Source organism: Ureibacillus sp. FSL K6-2830 (assembly GCF_038004145.1).
GTDB classification, from domain to species: Bacteria; Bacillota; Bacilli; order Bacillales_A; family Planococcaceae; genus Ureibacillus; species Ureibacillus thermosphaericus.
Genome location: NZ_JBBOQR010000001.1, coordinates 2,439,111 through 2,458,600 on the forward strand (window position 1 = coordinate 2,439,111; position 19,490 = coordinate 2,458,600).

Annotated in this window: 22 protein-coding genes; all 22 read left to right on the top strand. The window is 36.1% G+C overall.

Annotated elements, in window-relative coordinates; genetic code table 11:
- The first annotated feature begins 34 nt into the window (after positions 1 to 34).
- The 22 genes from NSU17_RS12055 (at position 35) to NSU17_RS12160 (ending at position 19,152) form a co-directional block, all read left to right on the top strand.
- The gene (locus NSU17_RS12055) at positions 35 to 502 is read left to right on the top strand and encodes an S-ribosylhomocysteine lyase (protein ID WP_016838718.1); all 468 of its coding nucleotides are present in this window, start codon (positions 35 to 37) and stop codon (positions 500 to 502) included.
- A gap of 150 nt (positions 503 to 652) precedes the next feature.
- Positions 653 to 1,882 (top strand): EAL and HDOD domain-containing protein, encoded by a 1,230-nt coding sequence (locus NSU17_RS12060; RefSeq protein WP_340705115.1) that lies wholly within the window; start codon positions 653 to 655, stop codon positions 1,880 to 1,882.
- Positions 1,883 to 2,193: 311 nt separating this feature from the next.
- Positions 2,194 to 2,556 (top strand): cytochrome c551, encoded by a 363-nt coding sequence (gene cccB / locus NSU17_RS12065; RefSeq protein WP_340705116.1) that lies wholly within the window; start codon positions 2,194 to 2,196, stop codon positions 2,554 to 2,556.
- 134 nt (positions 2,557 to 2,690) lie between these two features.
- A complete protein-coding gene (gene hprK, locus NSU17_RS12070) occupies positions 2,691 to 3,629 on the top strand; it encodes an HPr(Ser) kinase/phosphatase (protein WP_016838715.1) in 939 nt (312 codons plus the stop codon).
- A 37-nt stretch (positions 3,630 to 3,666) separates the two neighbouring features.
- Positions 3,667 to 4,485, top strand: a complete 819-nt coding sequence (gene lgt / locus NSU17_RS12075; protein ID WP_340705117.1) for a prolipoprotein diacylglyceryl transferase — start codon at positions 3,667 to 3,669, stop codon at positions 4,483 to 4,485.
- Between the two features lie 19 nt (positions 4,486 to 4,504).
- The gene (locus NSU17_RS12080; RefSeq protein WP_016838713.1) at positions 4,505 to 5,443 is read left to right on the top strand and encodes a nucleoside recognition domain-containing protein; all 939 of its coding nucleotides are present in this window, start codon (positions 4,505 to 4,507) and stop codon (positions 5,441 to 5,443) included.
- 2 nt (positions 5,444 to 5,445) lie between these two features.
- Entirely contained in the window at positions 5,446 to 6,081 is a 636-nt protein-coding gene (gene ppaX, locus NSU17_RS12085) for a pyrophosphatase PpaX (RefSeq protein WP_016838712.1), read from the top strand.
- Position 6,082: 1 nt separating this feature from the next.
- Positions 6,083 to 6,622: an acyltransferase gene (locus tag NSU17_RS12090; RefSeq protein ID WP_096551894.1), complete on the top strand. Its 540-nt coding sequence runs from the start codon at positions 6,083 to 6,085 to the stop codon at positions 6,620 to 6,622.
- A gap of 220 nt (positions 6,623 to 6,842) precedes the next feature.
- Complete coding sequence (locus NSU17_RS12095) at positions 6,843 to 8,006, top strand: ATP phosphoribosyltransferase regulatory subunit (protein ID WP_340705118.1); 1,164 nt, start codon at positions 6,843 to 6,845, stop codon at positions 8,004 to 8,006.
- Positions 8,003 to 8,629: an ATP phosphoribosyltransferase gene (gene hisG, locus NSU17_RS12100; protein WP_340705119.1), complete on the top strand. Its 627-nt coding sequence runs from the start codon at positions 8,003 to 8,005 to the stop codon at positions 8,627 to 8,629. Before NSU17_RS12095 ends, hisG begins: the two co-directional genes overlap by 4 nt.
- A gap of 17 nt (positions 8,630 to 8,646) precedes the next feature.
- Positions 8,647 to 9,927 (top strand): histidinol dehydrogenase, encoded by a 1,281-nt coding sequence (gene hisD, locus NSU17_RS12105; protein WP_340705120.1) that lies wholly within the window; start codon positions 8,647 to 8,649, stop codon positions 9,925 to 9,927.
- Entirely contained in the window at positions 9,928 to 10,533 is a 606-nt protein-coding gene (gene hisB / locus NSU17_RS12110; protein WP_096551890.1) for an imidazoleglycerol-phosphate dehydratase HisB, read from the top strand.
- The gene (hisH, locus tag NSU17_RS12115) at positions 10,530 to 11,162 is read left to right on the top strand and encodes an imidazole glycerol phosphate synthase subunit HisH (RefSeq protein ID WP_340435629.1); all 633 of its coding nucleotides are present in this window, start codon (positions 10,530 to 10,532) and stop codon (positions 11,160 to 11,162) included. The genes hisB and hisH overlap by 4 nt, the downstream gene beginning before the upstream one ends.
- Positions 11,163 to 11,921 (top strand): imidazole glycerol phosphate synthase subunit HisF, encoded by a 759-nt coding sequence (gene hisF / locus NSU17_RS12120; RefSeq protein WP_096551886.1) that lies wholly within the window; start codon positions 11,163 to 11,165, stop codon positions 11,919 to 11,921.
- A complete protein-coding gene (hisIE, locus tag NSU17_RS12125) occupies positions 11,921 to 12,565 on the top strand; it encodes a bifunctional phosphoribosyl-AMP cyclohydrolase/phosphoribosyl-ATP diphosphatase HisIE (protein WP_340435637.1) in 645 nt (214 codons plus the stop codon). The genes hisF and hisIE overlap by 1 nt, the downstream gene beginning before the upstream one ends.
- 124 nt (positions 12,566 to 12,689) lie before the next feature.
- Entirely contained in the window at positions 12,690 to 14,222 is a 1,533-nt protein-coding gene (locus NSU17_RS12130) for a tetratricopeptide repeat protein (protein WP_340435626.1), read from the top strand.
- Between the two features lie 62 nt (positions 14,223 to 14,284).
- On the top strand, positions 14,285 to 15,235 hold the full coding sequence (gene trxB / locus NSU17_RS12135) for a thioredoxin-disulfide reductase (RefSeq protein WP_340435624.1): 951 nt from the start codon (positions 14,285 to 14,287) through the stop codon (positions 15,233 to 15,235).
- Positions 15,236 to 15,490: 255 nt separating this feature from the next.
- Entirely contained in the window at positions 15,491 to 15,982 is a 492-nt protein-coding gene (locus NSU17_RS12140; RefSeq protein ID WP_016838699.1) for an NUDIX hydrolase, read from the top strand.
- The gene (gene rapZ, locus NSU17_RS12145; protein WP_096551879.1) at positions 15,975 to 16,847 is read left to right on the top strand and encodes an RNase adapter RapZ; all 873 of its coding nucleotides are present in this window, start codon (positions 15,975 to 15,977) and stop codon (positions 16,845 to 16,847) included. The genes NSU17_RS12140 and rapZ overlap by 8 nt, the downstream gene beginning before the upstream one ends.
- Positions 16,848 to 16,861: 14 nt before the next feature.
- The gene (locus NSU17_RS12150; RefSeq protein ID WP_340705121.1) at positions 16,862 to 17,821 is read left to right on the top strand and encodes a gluconeogenesis factor YvcK family protein; all 960 of its coding nucleotides are present in this window, start codon (positions 16,862 to 16,864) and stop codon (positions 17,819 to 17,821) included.
- Positions 17,822 to 17,854: 33 nt separating this feature from the next.
- Entirely contained in the window at positions 17,855 to 18,802 is a 948-nt protein-coding gene (gene whiA / locus NSU17_RS12155) for a DNA-binding protein WhiA (RefSeq protein WP_340705122.1), read from the top strand.
- A 92-nt stretch (positions 18,803 to 18,894) separates the two neighbouring features.
- Positions 18,895 to 19,152, top strand: a complete 258-nt coding sequence (locus NSU17_RS12160; RefSeq protein ID WP_026019099.1) for an HPr family phosphocarrier protein — start codon at positions 18,895 to 18,897, stop codon at positions 19,150 to 19,152.
- Positions 19,153 to 19,490 lie beyond the last annotated feature (338 nt).

Consider the following 19,490-nt stretch of genomic DNA (forward strand, 5'->3'; position numbering starts at 1 on the left):
AGATAGCGAAATATGGAAGAAAGAGGGAAGAAAAATGGAAAAAATGAATGTGGAAAGTTTTAATTTAGACCATACAAAAGTTAGTGCACCATATGTACGCCTAGCTGGTGTAATCACAGGAAAAAATGGTGATGTGGTTCGAAAATATGATATTCGTTTTAAACAGCCAAATAAAGAACATATGGAAATGGCAGCACTTCATTCAATTGAGCATTTAATGGCTGAACATATTCGTAATCATACAAATCAAGTGGTGGATTTGAGTCCGATGGGATGTCAAACAGGATTTTACCTTACAATGATTAACCATGATGACTATGAAGAAGTCTTGAATATTTTAGAAAAAACGCTTCGCGATGTATTGGAAGCGACAGAAGTACCTGCTTGCAATGAAGTGCAATGTGGCTGGGCAGCAAATCATAGTTTAGAAGGGGCCAAACAATTGGCGAAAGAAATGTTGGAAAAACGTAGTGAATGGTCGATTGTTTTTAAAGGAGAATAAATTTTATGCAGTATCATCTTTTAAGGATGATACTTTTTTGTATAATTTTCATATGTCGTATTTTTGTTCTAGTTTTATTTTTCGTTGTATTTCATCGTAAAAATTGTATATTATTAGAATTGTACATAATGAAAAAGTGGAGATATTGGTATGGAAGTGCTTGTAGGTAGGCAACCAATCTTTAATACACATGAGGAAGTGGTTGCTTATGAACTTTTATACAGAAGAAATGAATCAAATCAATATGAACAAGTTGATTCAGATAATGCAACAATTCAAGTGTTGAAAAACTCCGTATTTACTATAGGAATGAATGAATTAACAAATGGATTACCAGGGTTCGTAAATTTTACGGAAAATTTGTTAATGACGAATAATATCATTGATTTAATGGATCCCTCTGCATTTGTAATCGAAATATTAGAGGATGTGCCGATTACGGATCAATTGATTATGCGGATTGTAGAATTGAGAAATCGAGGTTTTACAATTGCGTTAGATGATTTTGTTTTAAGACAAAATATAGAATATTACAACACGTTATTTGCAAATGTAGATATTATTAAAGTCGATTTTTTAAGCACTCCTAAATCCGGAAGAGCTATTATTGAAGAGCGTGTGAAAAATTTCTTTCCCCACATTCAACTGTTGGCAGAAAAAGTAGAAAATCGTACTCAATTTGAAGAAGCAAAAGCGGCAAATTATTCACTATTTCAAGGATATTTTTTTGAACAGCCTCAAATTATTAAATCAGTGGATATACCCATGAATATGTTGCAGTATTTTGAAGTAATGAGCTTATTAAAAGAAGAAAATTCCAACGTTCAAGAAATTGCTGAAAAAATAGAACAGAACATATCTATAACTTACAAGTTACTTCAGTTAATTAATAATATTTCCAGAAAAAAATCGAAAGTGCGATCGGTAAAACAAGCGATCGTGATGTTAGGGTTAATCGAACTGCGTAAATTTCTTTATTTACTAGCAGTTGATGAAGGGCTAGCGGATGAACCATCAGATGTTTACATTGAATTAATGAGAACATCCATTTTCCGTGCCAAAATTTGTGAATTGCTTGCAAGAAAAAAGAATAAACAAAATTATTCCGAGTATTATTTAGTAGGGATGTTTTCATTAATCGATACAATTTTACAAAGACCCATTCAATTAATTGTTCAACAATTACCGTTTTCGGAAGTAGTCATCGAAACGATTTGTGGCAGGGAAACGGAGATGACTATTTATTTACAACTGAGCATTGCATTGACAAAAATGGATTTGGAAAAAGCAAATCAATTAGCGAAAGAGTTAGGCATTTCTACGGCTGATTTAGGATATATATACAGAATGGCTTTAGAATATACGAAAAGCTCCATATAAATGATTGCGAAAAAATCCTATTCAATGATTGTTGAATAGGATTTTTTTATTTGCGCACAATATTCTTACATGAACCTTCGTAAATGGATTTCAAAATTATACTAAAATAATTTATTCCTTTTTTATTTGAATGTGAACACTCTTTCACAAATAATTCACAAACCTGAAACAAATGTTAGAAGTGTTGATATTATTGCTTTTTGCGGTATTATCTAAACTTTGGATATTTGTCCAAATGTTTCTTTGTTCAACAATTTTGATATAATGAACATGTATTGCACATTTTTTATTATTTTTTTGGAGGGGTTCAGATGAAAAAAGCATGGTTAGCATTATTATTCGGATCCGCCCTTGTTCTTGGTGCTTGTGGTGGCGGTGGAGACGAAGCTACTGACGGAGGTTCAACTAACGACAATACTACAGATGAACAAACAACAGATGGCGGTACAGAAGCTAACAAAGGTGAAGAACTTGTAATGAGCAATTGTACAACTTGCCATGGCGGTAACTTGCAAGGTATGGGGAATACTCCAGCACTTTCAGATGTTGGTTCAAGATTGTCTGAAGAAGAAATTTTAGATGTCATTCTAAACGGTAGAGGTGCAATGCCTGGCGGATTACTGAAAGGTGAAGATGCTGAAGCCGCTGCTGCATGGTTGGCACAACAAAAATAATTTTGTTTAAAAAATAAAAGCGTTTACATTAGTGAGTCTTGGGAGACGTTATGAGCACGTCTCCTTTTTTATTTTGGATAAGTATACTATAATGCTAAAATAAATACATATGTGAAAAAAGGTGGGAGAGAAGAATGGCACAAGTAACAACAAAAGATGTAATGGAGAAATTTAAATTAACCCTTGTAAGTGGTCATGAAGGGATTGGTCGCCATATCACAACGAGCGATATTTCTAGACCAGGCTTAGAAATGGCAGGTTATTTTACCCATTATCCTGCGAATCGTGTGCAACTTATTGGAAGAACGGAATTATCATTCTTTGAAATGCTCCCTCCGGAATTAAGGCAAGAGCGGATGATGAAACTATGTTCGCAGGAAACACCAGCAATTATTATTTCGAGAAATATGGATGTTCCTCAAGAATTAATTGATGCTTCTAATGAAAACAATGTACCAGTATTAGTTACGTCTATGAAAACAACAAGGTTTTCAAGTAGGCTTACCAATTATTTAGAAAGTAAATTAGCACCTTCTACAGCCATCCATGGTGTATTAGTCGATGTGTATGGAATAGGTGTCTTAATTATTGGAAAAAGTGGAGTAGGGAAAAGTGAGACAGCTTTAGAATTAATTAAGAAAGGACATCGACTCGTAGCGGATGATTGTGTAGAAATTCGACAAGAAGCCGAAGATATATTGATTGGGAGTCCCCCACCTTTACTAGAGCATTTATTAGAAATTCGCGGAATCGGCATTATCAATATTATGACTTTATTTGGTGCAAGTGCAGTTCGACCATATAAACGCATTACATTAATCGTGGAGTTGGAAACTTGGGATCCAAATAAAACTTACGATCGATTAGGGCTAGATGAAGAAAAAATGAAAATCATTGATACGGAAATTACAAAATTAACGATTCCGGTTCGCCCTGGACGAAATGTTTCCGTTATTATTGAAGTAGCAGCAATGAATTATCGTTTAAAAAGGATTGGCATCAATCCTGCATTGGAATTCTCAAGAAGATTAGACGAAGTTATTGCAATGCATGATGAGATTGATGAATATTAATTATTGAAAGATGATTTTAAATTTGAAAGGAGTTCATATGGATAATATTTTGTTAGCAATCGATCCGGTTGCCTTTAGCATAGGTCCATTATCTGTGCGATGGTATGGTATTATCATCGTTACTGGTATCATCATTGCTTATTTTGTCGCACAAGCGGAAGGAAAAAAACGTGGATTGCCTGAAGATTTCTTTGGAGATTTGTTGCTTTGGGCAGTGCCGATTTCCATACTTTGTGCCCGCCTATATTATGTCATCATGAAATGGGATTATTATGGTGCTAATCCAGAGAAAATTATTGAGATTTGGAACGGTGGTATTGCTATACACGGAGCATTGATTGGGGCAATTACGACTGCATATGTTTTCTGTCGTGTGAAAAAAGTAAGCTTTTTAAAAGTTGCGGATATTGCTGCTCCAAGTATATTAATTGGCCAAATCATTGGTCGTTGGGGAAATTTCATGAATCAAGAAGCATATGGCGGCCCCGTTTCCCGTGAATTTTTAGAAAGTTTATTTTTGCCAGATTGGATTATTGAGCAAATGTACATTCATGATTTAGGGACATATGTTCATCCAACTTTTTTATATGAATCATTATGGAATTTAGTGGGCTTAATTATTTTATTGCTATTTAGAAAAGCCAATTTACAACGAGGGGAAATTTTCTTCTCTTATTTAATTTGGTATTCAATAGGACGATTCTTTATTGAAGCGATGAGAACAGATAGCTTGTATTTAATTGGAGATTTACGTTCAGCCCAAGTCGTTTCAGTGACGTTAATCATCGTCGGATTTGCCAGCATTTTTTATCGCAGATGGAAAGTTCGTCCTGTTGTTCGATATCTTGATGAATAGATAGAAAGGAAAAATGAGAATGTCAACGTTGAAAAAGGGGTTCATTGCAGGCGGTAAAACAGCCTGGTCTTTAAGTAAAGTTATTTTTCCAATTACGTTTATTGTGACAATTTTACAATTTACACCAATATTACCTTGGCTCATTGACTTGATTGAACCATTCATGGGAATTCTAGGATTAAGTGGTGAAGCCGCTATTCCCCTTGTGCTAGGGAACTTTTTAAATTTATATGCAGGGATTGCTGGAATACTTTCAGTTGAGTTGACTGTCAAAGAAGTGTTTATTCTTGCAGTTATGCTATCTTTCTCCCACAACATTTTCATTGAAACAGGTGTTGCATTAAAGGTAGGAGTAAAACTATGGGTAATTCTTACTGTTAGATTTGGTTTAGCGATTTTATCTGCTTTAGTGATTCGATTTCTTTGGAACGGTGGAGGAGAAATTGCAAAGTATGGCTTAGTTCCTGCACAAAATCCTAATCCGGACGGTTGGGGAGAAATATTATTACTTGGACTCCAAAAAGCGAGTTTAGGGATTTTGCAATTATTAATTATTGTCATTCCTTTAATGATTGTCGTGCAATATTTACGTGACTATCATTTCTTAGATAAATTATCAAATTTACTGGCTCCATTGACGAAAGTAATTGGAGTAAAACCAAATGCAGCGATGACATTAGTTGCTGGATTAGTAATTGGTTTAGCCTATGGAGCAGGTGTGATGATTCAATCAGTACAAGAAGATGGTGTGAGTAAAAAAGATGCTACATTATGCTTTATCTTTTTAGTTGCATGTCACGCGGTGATTGAGGATACGCTTATTTTTGCGCCTTTAGGAATTCCGATTTTACCTTTATTAATTATACGAGTAATTACAGCATTTGTACTGACGATTATTGTTGCATTTATTTGGAATAGAACAGAACTAAAGGCATTAAATAGGGAAGTGGTCCAGTAAGAATGAAAGCCTTATTATTTGACTTTGATGGAACGTTATTAAATACAAATGAATTAATTATCCAAACATTTATGCATGTATTAAACGACAAATTTCCTGGGCAATATTCGCCACAAGATTGCATCAACTTCATTGGTCCGTCATTAAAAGAGACTTTTGAACAAATTGCGCCAAATGAAGTCGATGAAATGATTGCAAAATATCGCCAATGGAATCATGCTTATCATGATCATTATGTGAAAGAGTTCGATGGTGTCAATGAAACTTTAGAAGAATTAAAAAAGCAAGGGCATAAATTAGCAATTGTCTCAACGAAAAAAAGGGATACGATCGAACGAGGACTTCAATTCATGAAAGCAGAACATTACTTTGATTTCTGGATAGGTTTAGAAGATGTTACGAAAGTAAAACCAGATCCGGAACCTGTTTTACTAGCATTAGAGCGTTTGAAAATGCCAAAAGAGAAAGCTTTGATGATTGGGGATAATTATCACGATATTTTAGCAGGAAAAAATGCAGGTATAAAAACAGCTGGAGTTGCTTGGTCAATTAAAGGAGAAGAATATTTACGACAATTCCAACCGGATTATATGCTGCATCATATTTCCGATTTACTAACAATCGTGAAGGGGTTGTAATATGCGGAGAACTGAAACATACAAAGTTCAAGGAGGCGCCAACTCTTTATGGCATGTATATAAAACCGTTTCTTTTTGGAAGGTTGTAAAATGTTTTATCTTTATTCAAATTGGTCGAATTACTCCGTTTATGGGATTAAAAAATTGGATTTATCGCACCTTTTTGAAAATGAAAATCGGAAAGAGAACTTCTCTTGCGCTAATGGTAATGCCTGACACGATGTTTCCAGAGCGTATTTCAATTGGTGATAATACGATTATTGGATATAATACAACGATTTTAGCTCATGAATATTTAATTGATGAATATCGATTAGGCGATGTGAAAATAGGAAATGAAGTGATGGTGGGAGCGAATTCCACCATCTTACCTGGTGTCGAAATTGGCGATGGAGCAATCGTTTCGGCTGCTACATTAGTGAATAAAGATGTTCCAGCTGGGGCGATGGTCGGTGGAAATCCCATGCGCATCATTTTCACAGCTGAAGAAATGGCGGAACGGAGAAGAAAAAAACAGGCGAGTGGGAAAGAGGATGTTTAGAAAGATGAATCTTTCTAGGCATCTTTTTTTATAAAAATAAGAAGCAATATTGCTTAAATTATCTGAATAGTAGCAACAGTTTAGAAAATATATAATTTCCTATTACCACCAATTTTGAATTGACGAATCTTTAAAAGTTCGATAAAATGCTTTCATATACTAATTCTCTAATTATCTAACACTCTAATATGTTAAAGTATAAATAACAGGATGTGTGAATATGTCATCAATCAAAAAGTTTGAAAAACCTCTAGGAATGAAAGATACATTCCCGCCTATATATGAAAAGATCGAAAGAACAAGGCAAATAGGTCGGCAATTTTTACGTTCACGTGGGTTTGATTTTATTGAGACACCAACTTTAGAATATTACGATACTGTTGGAAAAGCATCAGCTATTTCTGACGCATCCCTATTTAAATTGGTGGATAGCCAAGGAAATACCCTTGTCTTGCGTCCCGATATGACGACCCCCATTACAAGGGTTGCGACATCTAAATTATTAAAAGAAAAAATCCCACTCCGACTAGCTTATTCGGCAAATGTTTTCCGTGCGCAACAAATGGAAGGTGGAAGACCAGCTGAATTTGGTCAGATGGGCATTGAAATTATCGGAGATAAATCGGTTTACGCTGATGCGGAAGTACTGATCATAGTAATCGAATTGATGAAAGAGTTTGGAATTGAATCATTCAAATTAACCATTGGGCATGCAGGTGTACTGCATGATATTTTAAATGATTATACAGACCACGATTATCAACGGGAAACTTTACAAAGATTGCTTGTTGAGCGTAACTATGTGGGATTTGAAGAAGCGGTGCATGAATTTGATTTGCCTGTAACAAAAGCAAATGCATTGCTCGAATTTATTAATGAAGCAACAAACTTAGCTGCCATCGAAGATATGGAAAAATATGTAAGGAAAAACGATGGTGTAGAATATATGAAACAACTTGCTAAATTAATTGAAGCATGCAGTCTTTCGCAATATGTTTCTTTCGATTTTACACTATCTAGCCACATGAATTATTATACTGGCATGTTATTTGAGATTTTCGCATCAGGAAGTGGTTTCCCACTTGGAAATGGTGGACGTTATGATGGTTTATTAAATTTGTTCGGTAGTGATGTAGGAGCAACAGGTTTTGGCATTCGCATCGATCGACTTCTTGAGGTATTGCCTAAAGAAGAAATGGTTGAAGAGACTGTTTGCATCCTATTTGAAGATGAGGAATTTAATAGGGCGTTAGAACTTGCAAATACGTTAAGACAACAAGGTGCTCGTGTAACGGTACAAGCGAAAGAAGGATTGATTAATAAAGATGCATTTACAAAATTGTTTAGTCGGGTCGTTGAATTGAGCCAGGGGGAAGAACAATGAATAGTGAATTAACGATTGCTATGCCGAAAGGACGCATTTTTGAAGAAGCGTTTCAAATGTTAATAGATGCTGGATTTCAATTGCCGGAAGAAGTGGAAATGTCACGGAAGCTGATGATTGAAATTCCAGAAGAGAACATTCGATTTATTTTAGCAAAACCAATGGATGTTCCCGTTTATGTGGAACATGGCGTTGCAGATATTGGAATTGCAGGCAAGGACGTATTATTAGAACAGCAAAGAAATGTGCATGAACTATTGGATTTAAAAATTAGTAAATGTCATATCGCATCAGCAGGCTTGCCAAATACAGAAATGGATGAAATTGCACCTCGCATAGCAACGAAATATCCAAATATCGCAATGAATTATTATAAGGGCATTGGTGAGCAAGTGGAAATCATTGAATTGAACGGGTCTATTGAACTTGCGCCGATGATTGGTCTTGCTGATCGCATTGTGGATATTGTTTCAACGGGAAGAACATTAAAGGAAAATGGTCTAGTGGAATATGAACACATTGCCGATGTGTCTTCTCGTTTAATTGCAAACCCAGTAAGCTACAGAATGAAAAATGCACGAATTCAAGAAATTGTATCCCGATTGAAGAAAATTGTGAAATAGAGGGAAGGTCAAACAACATGAAAATTTCTAAGTTATCTAAAAACATTTCGTTAAAAAGAGAACTTGAGAGCGGAAATGAAGAGCAGCTAAAAACGGTACGTCAAGTGTTGGCAGATGTTCGTGAAAACGGCGATCAAGCTGTTCGTAAATATACGGAAATGTGGGATGGAATTGTTCTTTCTGATTTCCGAGTGACAGAAGAAGAAATCAATGAGGCGCTTCGACATTTTGACCCCCTATTAAAGCAGGACTTAGAAGAAGCGGCAAACAATATTCGCAATTATCACGAAGCGCAAAAAAGAAATGGGTATACATTGCCGTTAACTGACGGATCGTACCTTGCTCAACGGATTGTTCCACTAGATTCGGTAGGATTATACGTGCCAGGTGGGTCTGCTGCTTATCCTTCCTCTGTATTGATGAATGTTATTCCTGCTCAAGTTGCAGGGGTAAAACGCATCGTCATTACTTCTCCTTGTGGAAAGGATGGTAAACTTCCCCCTGCAGTTCTTGTTTCAGCTAACATTCTGGGCGTGAATGAAATTTATAAAATTGGCGGTGCCCAAGCGATTGCAGCGTTGGCCTATGGAACGGAATCAATTGCTCCTGTCGATAAAATTACAGGGCCAGGGAACATTTTTGTTGCATTAGCAAAAAGAGAAGTATTTGGTGAAGTAGCGATTGATATGATTGCTGGACCAAGTGAAATTTGTATAATCGCAGATGATTCGGCTTATCCAGATGAAATAGCAGCAGATTTATTAAGCCAAGCGGAACATGACAAACAGGCATGCGCAATTTTAATTACAACGAGCGAAAAGTTGGCACAAGCTGTGAGCGAACAGGTGGAAAATCAATTAAAACAACTTCCGAGAGAAGAAATTGCAAGAGCTTCTATTGAAAACTTTGGACATATTTATATTGCAGAAAATATGGATCAGGCAGTGGAAGCAGTAAATACGCTTGCACCTGAACACTTAGAAATTGTGACTGAAAATGCGGAAAAAGTGAGTGAGGGTATCCGCCACGCGGGTGCAATCTTTATCGGCCGTTACAGCTCTGAGCCGGTCGGGGATTACTTTGCTGGTCCGAACCACGTATTGCCGACAAATAGCACAGCGCGCTTTGCTAGCGGATTAAATGTAGATGATTTTATTAAAAAGACAAACATTGTTTATTATACAGAACAAACATGGAAAGAGAATGTGCAAAAAATTGCAAGACTTGCCCGCATGGAAGGTTTAGAAGCTCACGCAAGAGCTGTAGAATCGAGAGGTTGGAAGAAAGGTGAAAACTAAATGGCACAAACAAAGAAACGATTTGCTCAAATCGAACGAACAACGAAAGAAACGCAAATCAAAATAGAATTTTATTTAGATGGAGAAGGAAAAGCAGAAGTTGATACAGGTGTTCCTTTTATGGATCACATGCTCGATTTGTTTATGAAGCATGGATTGTTTGATGGAAAGATTGTTGCAAACGGTGATACTCATATTGATGATCATCATACAACAGAAGATCTCGGAATCGTTTTAGGACAAGCAGTTCGAGAAGCGTTAGGTGATAAACGAGGTATTCGCCGATACGGAAATGCTTTCGTACCAATGGATGATGCATTGGCACAAGTGGTTGTAGACTGCTCTAATCGTCCTCACTTAGAATATCGTGTTGCTCCTGAATTGAAGGAAAAAGTAGGAACATTCGATACGGAATTAGTGCATGAATTTTTATGGAAGTTTGCTTTAGAAGCAAGAATGAATGTCCATGTAATCGTTCCTTATGGACATAACACACATCATATTATAGAAGCGATTTTTAAAGCCCTTGCTCGCGCGATTGATGACGCTGTTCAAATCGATCCACGAGTTAAAGGAGTACCTTCAACGAAAGGACTACTTACATGAAAATTGGTGTAATCGATTATGGCATGGGAAATTTATTTAGCGTTGTACAAGCGTTAAACAAATTAGATGCAGAAGTAATTCTTTCATCCAGAACAGAGGAGTTAAGTGAAGCAGATGCTCTCATATTGCCCGGAGTCGGCGCTTTTCCTGATGCAATGAAGAAACTAAAAGAAACTGGGCTTGATCAGTTTATTCGAAATGAAGTAAAGAACAGTAAACCACTTCTTGGCATTTGTTTAGGAATGCAGCTGTTATTTGAAGAAAGTGAAGAAGTTGCTCCGACAAAAGGTTTCGGATTTTTTGAAGGAAAAATCGTTCGTTTTTCTGGAATTTCTGAGCAGGGAGAAAAATACCGAGTTCCTCATATGGGATGGAACTCATTGATATTCCACACTATTCCAAAATGGTTGGAGGGGGAAGAAATGCCAGAGGACAAACATGTCTATTTTGTTCACTCTTATTATGCAAATACTACCTCCTCTCAAGTGGTGGCATTTGCCGACTATTTTGGTGTGAATGTTCCCGGCATTGTTCAAAGTGGCAATGTTTGCGGTATGCAGTTCCATCCTGAAAAGTCAGGAGAATTCGGCGTTTATTTACTGAAAAAGTGGCTGCAAGGGGTGAATTAGATGTTAACAAAACGGATCATACCTTGTTTAGATGTAAAAGATGGAAGAGTCGTAAAGGGTATACAATTTGTAGGTCTGCGGGATGCAGGAGATCCGGTAGAACTGGCAAAGTATTATGATGAACAAGGTGCAGATGAACTTGTGTTTTTAGATATATCAGCCTCTTTCGAAGGCAGACAAACGATGGTTGAAGTTGTGAAAAAAACGGCTACAGAACTTGCGATTCCCTTTACGGTGGGAGGCGGAATTCGCACGTTAGAGGATATGAAACGAATTTTACGAGCTGGAGCGGATAAGGTATCAGTCAACACATCAGCAATCGAAAGACCAGAATTAATTAGAGAAGGTGCAGATTATTTTGGTTCGCAATGCATTGTTGTCGCTATTGATGCACGTTATTCTGAAGAAGACGGTACTTGGATGGTTTATACCCATGGTGGACGAAATAAAACGAATTGGACTGCTGTTGAATGGGCAAAAAAAGCGGTGGAACTTGGAGCAGGAGAAATTTTATTAACAAGTATGAATAGAGATGGCGAAAAAACAGGATTTGATTTAGCGTTAACGAAAGCAATTCGTGATGCGGTGACTGTGCCGGTTATCGCAAGCGGTGGTGCAGGCAATAAGGAGCATTTCCGAGAAGTATTACAAGATGCTGATGCTGACGCAGCCCTTGCAGCATCAATTTTCCACTATAAAGAAACAAGCGTGGCAGAAGTAAAAGCCTATTTGCGCGAAAAAGGAGTTTGTGTCAGATGATGGAAATCGAAAATTTAAAATTTGATGAAAAGGGTCTAATCCCTACTGTTGTACAAGATGCACGTACGAAAGAAATATTAACAGTCGCTTATATGAATTTAGAATCGCTACATAAAACGGTGGAAACTGGGGAAACATGGTTTTTTTCACGTTCTCGTAATGAACTTTGGCATAAAGGAGAAACGAGCGGAAATACGCAGAAGGTTGTTTCAATAACAACTGATTGCGACCAAGATGCGCTAGTTGTTGAAGTCATCCCTGCTGGCCCTGCTTGTCATAATGGAACAACTTCCTGCTTCACAGAAATAGTTGTGGAGAAAGGGAAAGTTGGAAGCGTTGGTATTATCCCAGAATTAGTAGAAATCATTGAGAAACGCGAAAAAGAGATGCCAGAAGGAGCTTATACTACTTATTTATTCAATGAAGGCATCGACAAAATCTGTAAAAAAGTTGGTGAAGAAGCAACAGAAGTAGTGATTGGTGCGAAAAATCGAAATCCGGAAGAAGTGAAATGGGAAGCAGCTGATTTGATTTATCATCTACTTGTATTATTACAGGAACAAAAAATTAGCGTGTACGATGTGCTAGAAGTGTTGGTAGAACGCCATCAACAAAAGAGAGCGAGCACAAAAATTACAAAATAATTTCATCATTCTTTATTCTTTTAAAGCATTTGCCATGACGTAGGTTGGAAATGTGATATAATAAAATAGATTAGAAAAGGGACGTTTTTAAAACGTTCCTTATTTATTGTCTCGGAGGTTCATTTTGGAAAAGAAGCAACAGAAAGGTAAAAACAACATTGTCTCGTTTATTCCAGATGGTGAATATTATTTCAATAAAGCAATAAAAGCGTTGGAAAAGGACCAAATGGATCGAGCTTATAAATATATGAAAAGAGCTGCAGAATTGAGTCCGGATGATGCTCATGTATTAATGCATTATGGCCTATTAGAATTAAGCGCCCAAAATTTTGAAAAGGCTTATGAATTAATTCATACTGCATATTGCATCGAACCAGATGAACCGGAACATATTTATTATTTAGCGGAAGTGTCCAGTTATTTAGGTTTAATGAATGATGCAAAAAAATATGCTGAAAAATATTTAGAACTTGATCCTGATGGTTATTATGCATTGGAAGCTAAGGAAATAATCGATTTCGCTTATTTTGAACAAAATGAATTGGAGGATTTGGAAGAAGATTCATACGATCAATTCATTCAGCAAGAAAAAGCTCGTCGATTAATGGAAAATAGCCAATTTAATGAAGCGATTGAAGTGTTAGAAGAGCTTGTTGATCAATATCCTGAGCTTTGGGCTGCTTATAACAATTTATCTCTTGCATATTTTTATGTAGGAGATTTGGAACAATCAAAAGCAATTTTACATCATGTTCTTCGAGAAAATGTTGGGAATTTGCATGCATTATGTAATTTAACCATCATTGCATATTATGAAAAAGACGAGTCATATCTGAAACAATTAGTGGACATATTAAAAAAAGTGCATCCATTTGATTTTGATAATCGATATAAACTTGGTGCAACATTAGCATTGATTGGGGAATATGATTTAGCCTACAAATGGCTTCACAGCATGTCGAAACGAATGGCACCAAGTGATTCAGGTTTTTATTTTTGGTTAAGTCAAGCGGCTTATTTTTCCAATCATGTGAAGGAAGCAGAAAAAGCTTGGGAAATGTTAATTCGTATTGATCCATCGAAAAAGGGAATGGAGCCGTGGAAACACATTAAAAATAAAGAAATCACGGAAATTCCAACGCTTGATCAAAATCGAGAATACATTATTAAGAAAATTAATAGCGATTATCCGGCACATCGAATGTTTGGCTTTTTCCTGCTCAGTAAATCGGCATTTAAACAGGAAATTATTTCTCATCCGAAATTAATAGATCTCTCAAAATACAACGGATTAGAAAAACTTTGTTTAGCTTATGCACTTAATCATCAATTTAATCTTAAAAACAAAATGGAAAGAAATTTCACTCGTTTAATTGGGGTGGCGGAAGAACTTTATAATAAAACGGAAGCATTAACACTTGAATTACAGTACTTATATCAAATGTGGTTTGTCCTATCTGAAAAAGCCTTTTTGAATGGCTATGAATTTAAAAATGTAAAAGCTCTTGCTGCTGCAGTGGAATATATGTATTTTTCAACGGTTAAGTCAAATCGAGTGACGAAAAAACAATTTGCGGAAAAACACGAAATTACTGTTTCTACATTAACGAAGTATGTTGACCAATTACTAAAATTTCTACCTTTTGACGAGGAATAAGCAAACTATTTGAAGTTCCTAATTTATTAGACTACATTAGAAGTAATTAGGAGGAATTAAAAATGGCTGAAGAAAAAATTTATGATTGCATCATTATCGGGGCAGGTCCAGCAGGGATGACTGCAGCGGTATATACTTCACGTGCAAACCTTTCAACTTTAATGTTAGAACGTGGAATTCCTGGCGGACAAATGGCAAATACGGAAGAAGTGGAAAACTATCCAGGATTTGAATCCATTTTAGGACCAGAATTATCAACAAAAATGTTTGAACATGCGAAAAAATTCGGTGCGGAATATGCTTATGGCGATGTAACAGAAATCATTGATGGCGAGGAATATAAAATCATCAAAGCAGGATCAAAAGAGTATAAAGCTCGTTCCATCATCATCGCAACGGGTGCTGAATATAAAAAATTAGGAGTTCCTGGTGAAAGCGAACTAGGAGGCCGTGGTGTAAGTTATTGTGCAGTATGTGACGGAGCTTTCTTTAAAGGAAAGAATTTAATTGTTGTCGGTGGTGGAGACTCAGCAGTTGAAGAAGGAGTATATTTAACTCGATTTGCTGAAAAAGTTACAATCGTGCACCGCCGCGATAAATTACGTGCACAGAAAATTTTACAAGACCGTGCTTTCGCTAATGAAAAAGTTGACTTCATTTGGAACCACACAGTGAAAGAAATTAACGAGAAAGACGGAAAAGTTGGCAGTGTAACGCTTGTTTCAACAGTAGATGGTTCTGAAAGGGAAGTTCCATGTGATGGTGTCTTTGTTTATATCGGTATGGTACCATTAACTGCTCCGTTTAAAAATTTAGGTATTTTAAACGATGATGGTTATATTATGACAAACGAAAAAATGGAAACATCTGTAAAAGGTATTTTTGCAGCAGGAGACGTACGTGATAAAATGTTGCGACAAATTGTTACAGCAACGGGTGACGGAAGTATTGCAGCCCAGTCTGCACAACATTACGTTGAAGAACTAAAAGAAAAATTAGTGAACAAAAGGTAATAAGAAATTAACTATATTGTAACTTTTATTACCATTGATAAGGGGTATAATAAAATTAGAATTTAACCCCCCTTTTAGATTTATATATTTTGTTGTTTCCATTTTGGGAACAACTTTTTTTTTGAATATTCTACGGAACGCCTTCCAATCATAAATTAAAATAATAGATTGTTTCCATAGCATTTTTTGTACCGAACGAAAAGAGTCGCGGTATAATAACAGTAGTAGGAGTAACAAAGATTCGAGGTGTCGTTTATGCAAAGAATTGCAAATTTATTAGCAATACAAGATGGACAAGTTCTGCTTCTTAAAAAACCGAGAAGAGGTTGGTATGTCGCACCAGGCGGGAAAATGGAAAGCGGTGAATCCATTGTTGAAGCAGCAGTAAGGGAATTTCGAGAGGAGACGAATGTTACTCCTAAAAATGCCCATTTAAAAGGTGTCAATACAATTGTTATTAAAGAAAATGATGAAGTAATTGATGAATGGATGCTATTTACATTTGTAGCGACTGGTGTTGAAGGAATTCCAGATAAAGAAAATCGAGAGGGAATTTTAGAGTGGCGTCCAATTGAAGATCTTTACCACCTCCCAATGGCGGAAGGGGATCGAAAAAATTTATTATTTGCAGCGCTAAAACAAGGGATTCAATACGGTACGTGTGTATATACAAAAGATTATGAATTAATCGAGGCGAAATATCAAACTTCGATGGAGCTAATCGAAGGGGATGAAAAAAATGGGTGAAATCGATCATGAACATGAATTAGTCATCATTACTGGCATGTCCGGTGCAGGCAAAACAGTAGCTGTTCAAAGTTTTGAAGATCTAGGGTATTACTGTATAGATAATTTACCTCCAGAATTGTTAACAACTTTTTTAAGATTGATGAAACAGTCGAAAAAAAGAATTTCAAAAGTTGCAGCAGTAATGGATATGCGAGGGGGAGAATTTTTCAACTCTCTCATTGATGCACTTGATATTTTAGAAAAAGAGAAAAATGTAAAGATGCGAGTTTTATTTTTAGACGCAGATGATGAAACGCTCGTTCGTCGATATAAAGAAACGAGACGCCAACATCCGTTAGCACATGGAGGATTACCTCTAGATGGAATAAAAAAAGAAAGAGCAATGCTATCAGAGCTAAAAGGCAGGGCTCATTATATTTACAATACCTCCAATATGAAACCACGAGAGCTTCGTGAGCGAATTGGAGAGGAATTCGCCGTATCAACGAGTCCAAAGTTTTCAATCAATGTGATGTCTTTTGGCTATAAAAATGGAATTCCTATTGATGCGGACTTAGTATTCGATGTAAGATTCTTAAAAAACCCTTATTATGTTGAGGAATTGCGCAATAAAACAGGGTTGGATAAAGAAGTCTATGATTACGTTTATAGCACAAAGGAAACACAACTATTAATTCAAAAATTAGAAAACTTATTTGATTTTATTATTCCTCAATATGTTAAAGAAGGAAAATCGCAATTGGTGATTGCCTTTGGATGTACAGGCGGTCAACATCGCTCTGTAACATTAACTGAATATTTTGGAAAATATTTAAGTGAAAAATATCAAACTGAAATAACACACCGTGATATTCGATCTTAGAGAGGATTGTTTTAATGGAAAAAATCAATATCGTTGTCATTGGAGGAGGGACCGGTTTATCAACAGTATTACGCGGGTTAAAACTCTATCCATTTCATATTACTGCCATTGTCACGGTAACGGATGATGGCGGTTCTTCCGGAAGACTTCGGGATGATTATGATATTCCGCCTCCTGGAGACATTCGGAATGTCATTGCCGCTTTATCTGATACGGAGCCTTTAGTGGAACGGATGTTTCAATATCGCTTTTCCAATTCAAAAGATCTTGGGGGTCATTCATTAGGGAATTTAATGATTACCGCATTGACTGACATCATTGGCGATTTTTCCAGTGCCATTGCCGAGATGAGTAAAGTGTTGAAAGTTCACGGAAAAGTTATTCCATCCGCAAATAGACAAGTGAATTTACATGCAGAATTATGGGACGGAGAAATCATAAAGGGTGAATCGAAAATTCCTTTATCCAACAAACGCATAAAGCGCGTTTTTTTAGTGCCAGAAGATGTTAAGCCCCTTCCAGAAGCAATAAGTGCAATCAAAAATGCAGATTTGATACTAATCGGTCCTGGGAGTCTTTATACAAGCATCATACCGAATTTGATAGTGAAAGAAATCGGTGAAACTGTAGTAAAATCGAAGGCTAGAAAAATTTACATTTGCAATTTAATGACACAACAAGGGGAAACGAATCAATATAAAGCGGCTGATCATGTCAAAGCAATATATGAGCATGTCGGGAAACCGTTCTTAGATGCCATTTTAGTGAACAGCAATGATTTGCCATCCCTCATCAAAGCAAATTATAAAGAACAAAACGCTGAACCTGTTAAAGTTGATGTGGAAGAATTAGAAAAGCTCGGATTAGAAATAATTAAAAAAGATATCGCTACAATTAAAAATGGCGTTGTGCGACATGAAGGTGAAGCGATTGCGGAATGGTTAATCGATTACTCATTAAAAATAAAAAATTAGTATGAACGATTTACATAAGAGAGGGGGGCTTCGATGTCATTTGCTTCAGAAACGAAAAAAGAATTGACTCAAATTGAAGAGAGCAATCAATGTTTAAAAGCAGAAGTCTCTGCAATGATCCGCATGAATGGGACGCTCTCTTTTTCAAATAAACAACTTAGTTTAGATGTGCAAACAGAAAACGCTGCAATAGCTAGAAGAATTTATACGATTATTAAAAAGCTTTATCCGTATAATGTAGAATTGCTGGTTCGCAAAAAAATGAGATTAAAGAAAAATAATGTTTACATTTGTCGAATTCGTGAAGGTGCGCAAGAAATATTAAAAGACCTTGATATTTTACAAGGAGAGTTTCAATTAAATCATTCTATTTCCCAATCGTTATTGAAAACAGATGAGCAAAAAAGAGCCTACTTAAGAGGGGCTTTTTTAGCTGGTGGTTCTGTTAATAATCCAGAGACGTCATCGTATCATTTAGAAATTTATTCAATGTATAAAGAGCATAGTGAAGCGTTAGCCAATTTGATGAATGAATTTCAGTTAAATGCGAAAACCATTGATCGTAAAAAAGGGCACATTACTTATTTAAAAGAAGCGGAAAAAATTTCAGATTTTCTTGGCTTAACTGGCGCATTTCAAGCGATGTTAAAGTTTGAAGATGTTCGTATTTTACGAGATATGCGTAATAGCGTAAATCGAATCGTGAATTGCGAAACAGCAAACTTAAATAAAACCATTGGTGCAGCATTAAGACAAGTAGAAAACATAAAATTTATTGATCAAACAATTGGTATCGATAATTTGCCAGAAAAATTGCGAGAAGTGGCGAGGCTGCGCATCGAACATCAAGATGTCACGTTAAAAGAATTAGGAGAAATGGTGTCGACGGGAACAGTCAGCAAGTCAGGAATCAATCATCGTTTAAGAAAGATTGATGAAATTGCCGAAAAGCTGCGCCGTGGCGAAAATGTAATAAAATAATAAAATTGAATTCGCATTGTTCTTTTTAAATAATTTCGTTAAGATAGATATAAAATGAGATGAACGGTTTTAGAAAGGGTGTGAAAATGAAAATGGTTGAAACCACAGTGGAGGTTAAACTGAAGACCGGCTTGCAAGCTCGACAAGCGGCGTTGTTTGTTCAAGAGGCGAATCGTTATAAGGCAGATATTTTTCTGCAAAAAGATGATAAAAAAGTAAATGCAAAATCTATAATGGGAATCATGAGCTTAGCCATTGCAAGAGGTACAACAGTAAAATTAATCGCTGAGGGTAATGATGAAAATGAGGCAATTGAAGGATTATCTTCCTTCATCCAAAAAGAAGTTTGATTTATGAAAAAATTGAAAACGCTCGCAATTTTTCGAATCATTTCGAGAATTGTGAGTTTTTTTATTTTTAATTATTCAAACAAATTTTCAAGTGGGGAATATAACAAAGAATAGGGTTTTTTGAACGAAACGATATATTAGTATAAATTATGATGAATATTTGATATGTCGATTTGAGTAAAGACGGCAAGTAAACTTGTCGCATATGTTTTGTCGCAATTTATTAGTGACAAAACCTAGGGTTGAAAAAGGGCGAGGGCCTCGAGTTTGGCCTTGGAATCCAGCGAAAGAAAATCGACAAAATAAAAAATTATCACCCAATAATTATTGGGTGATAA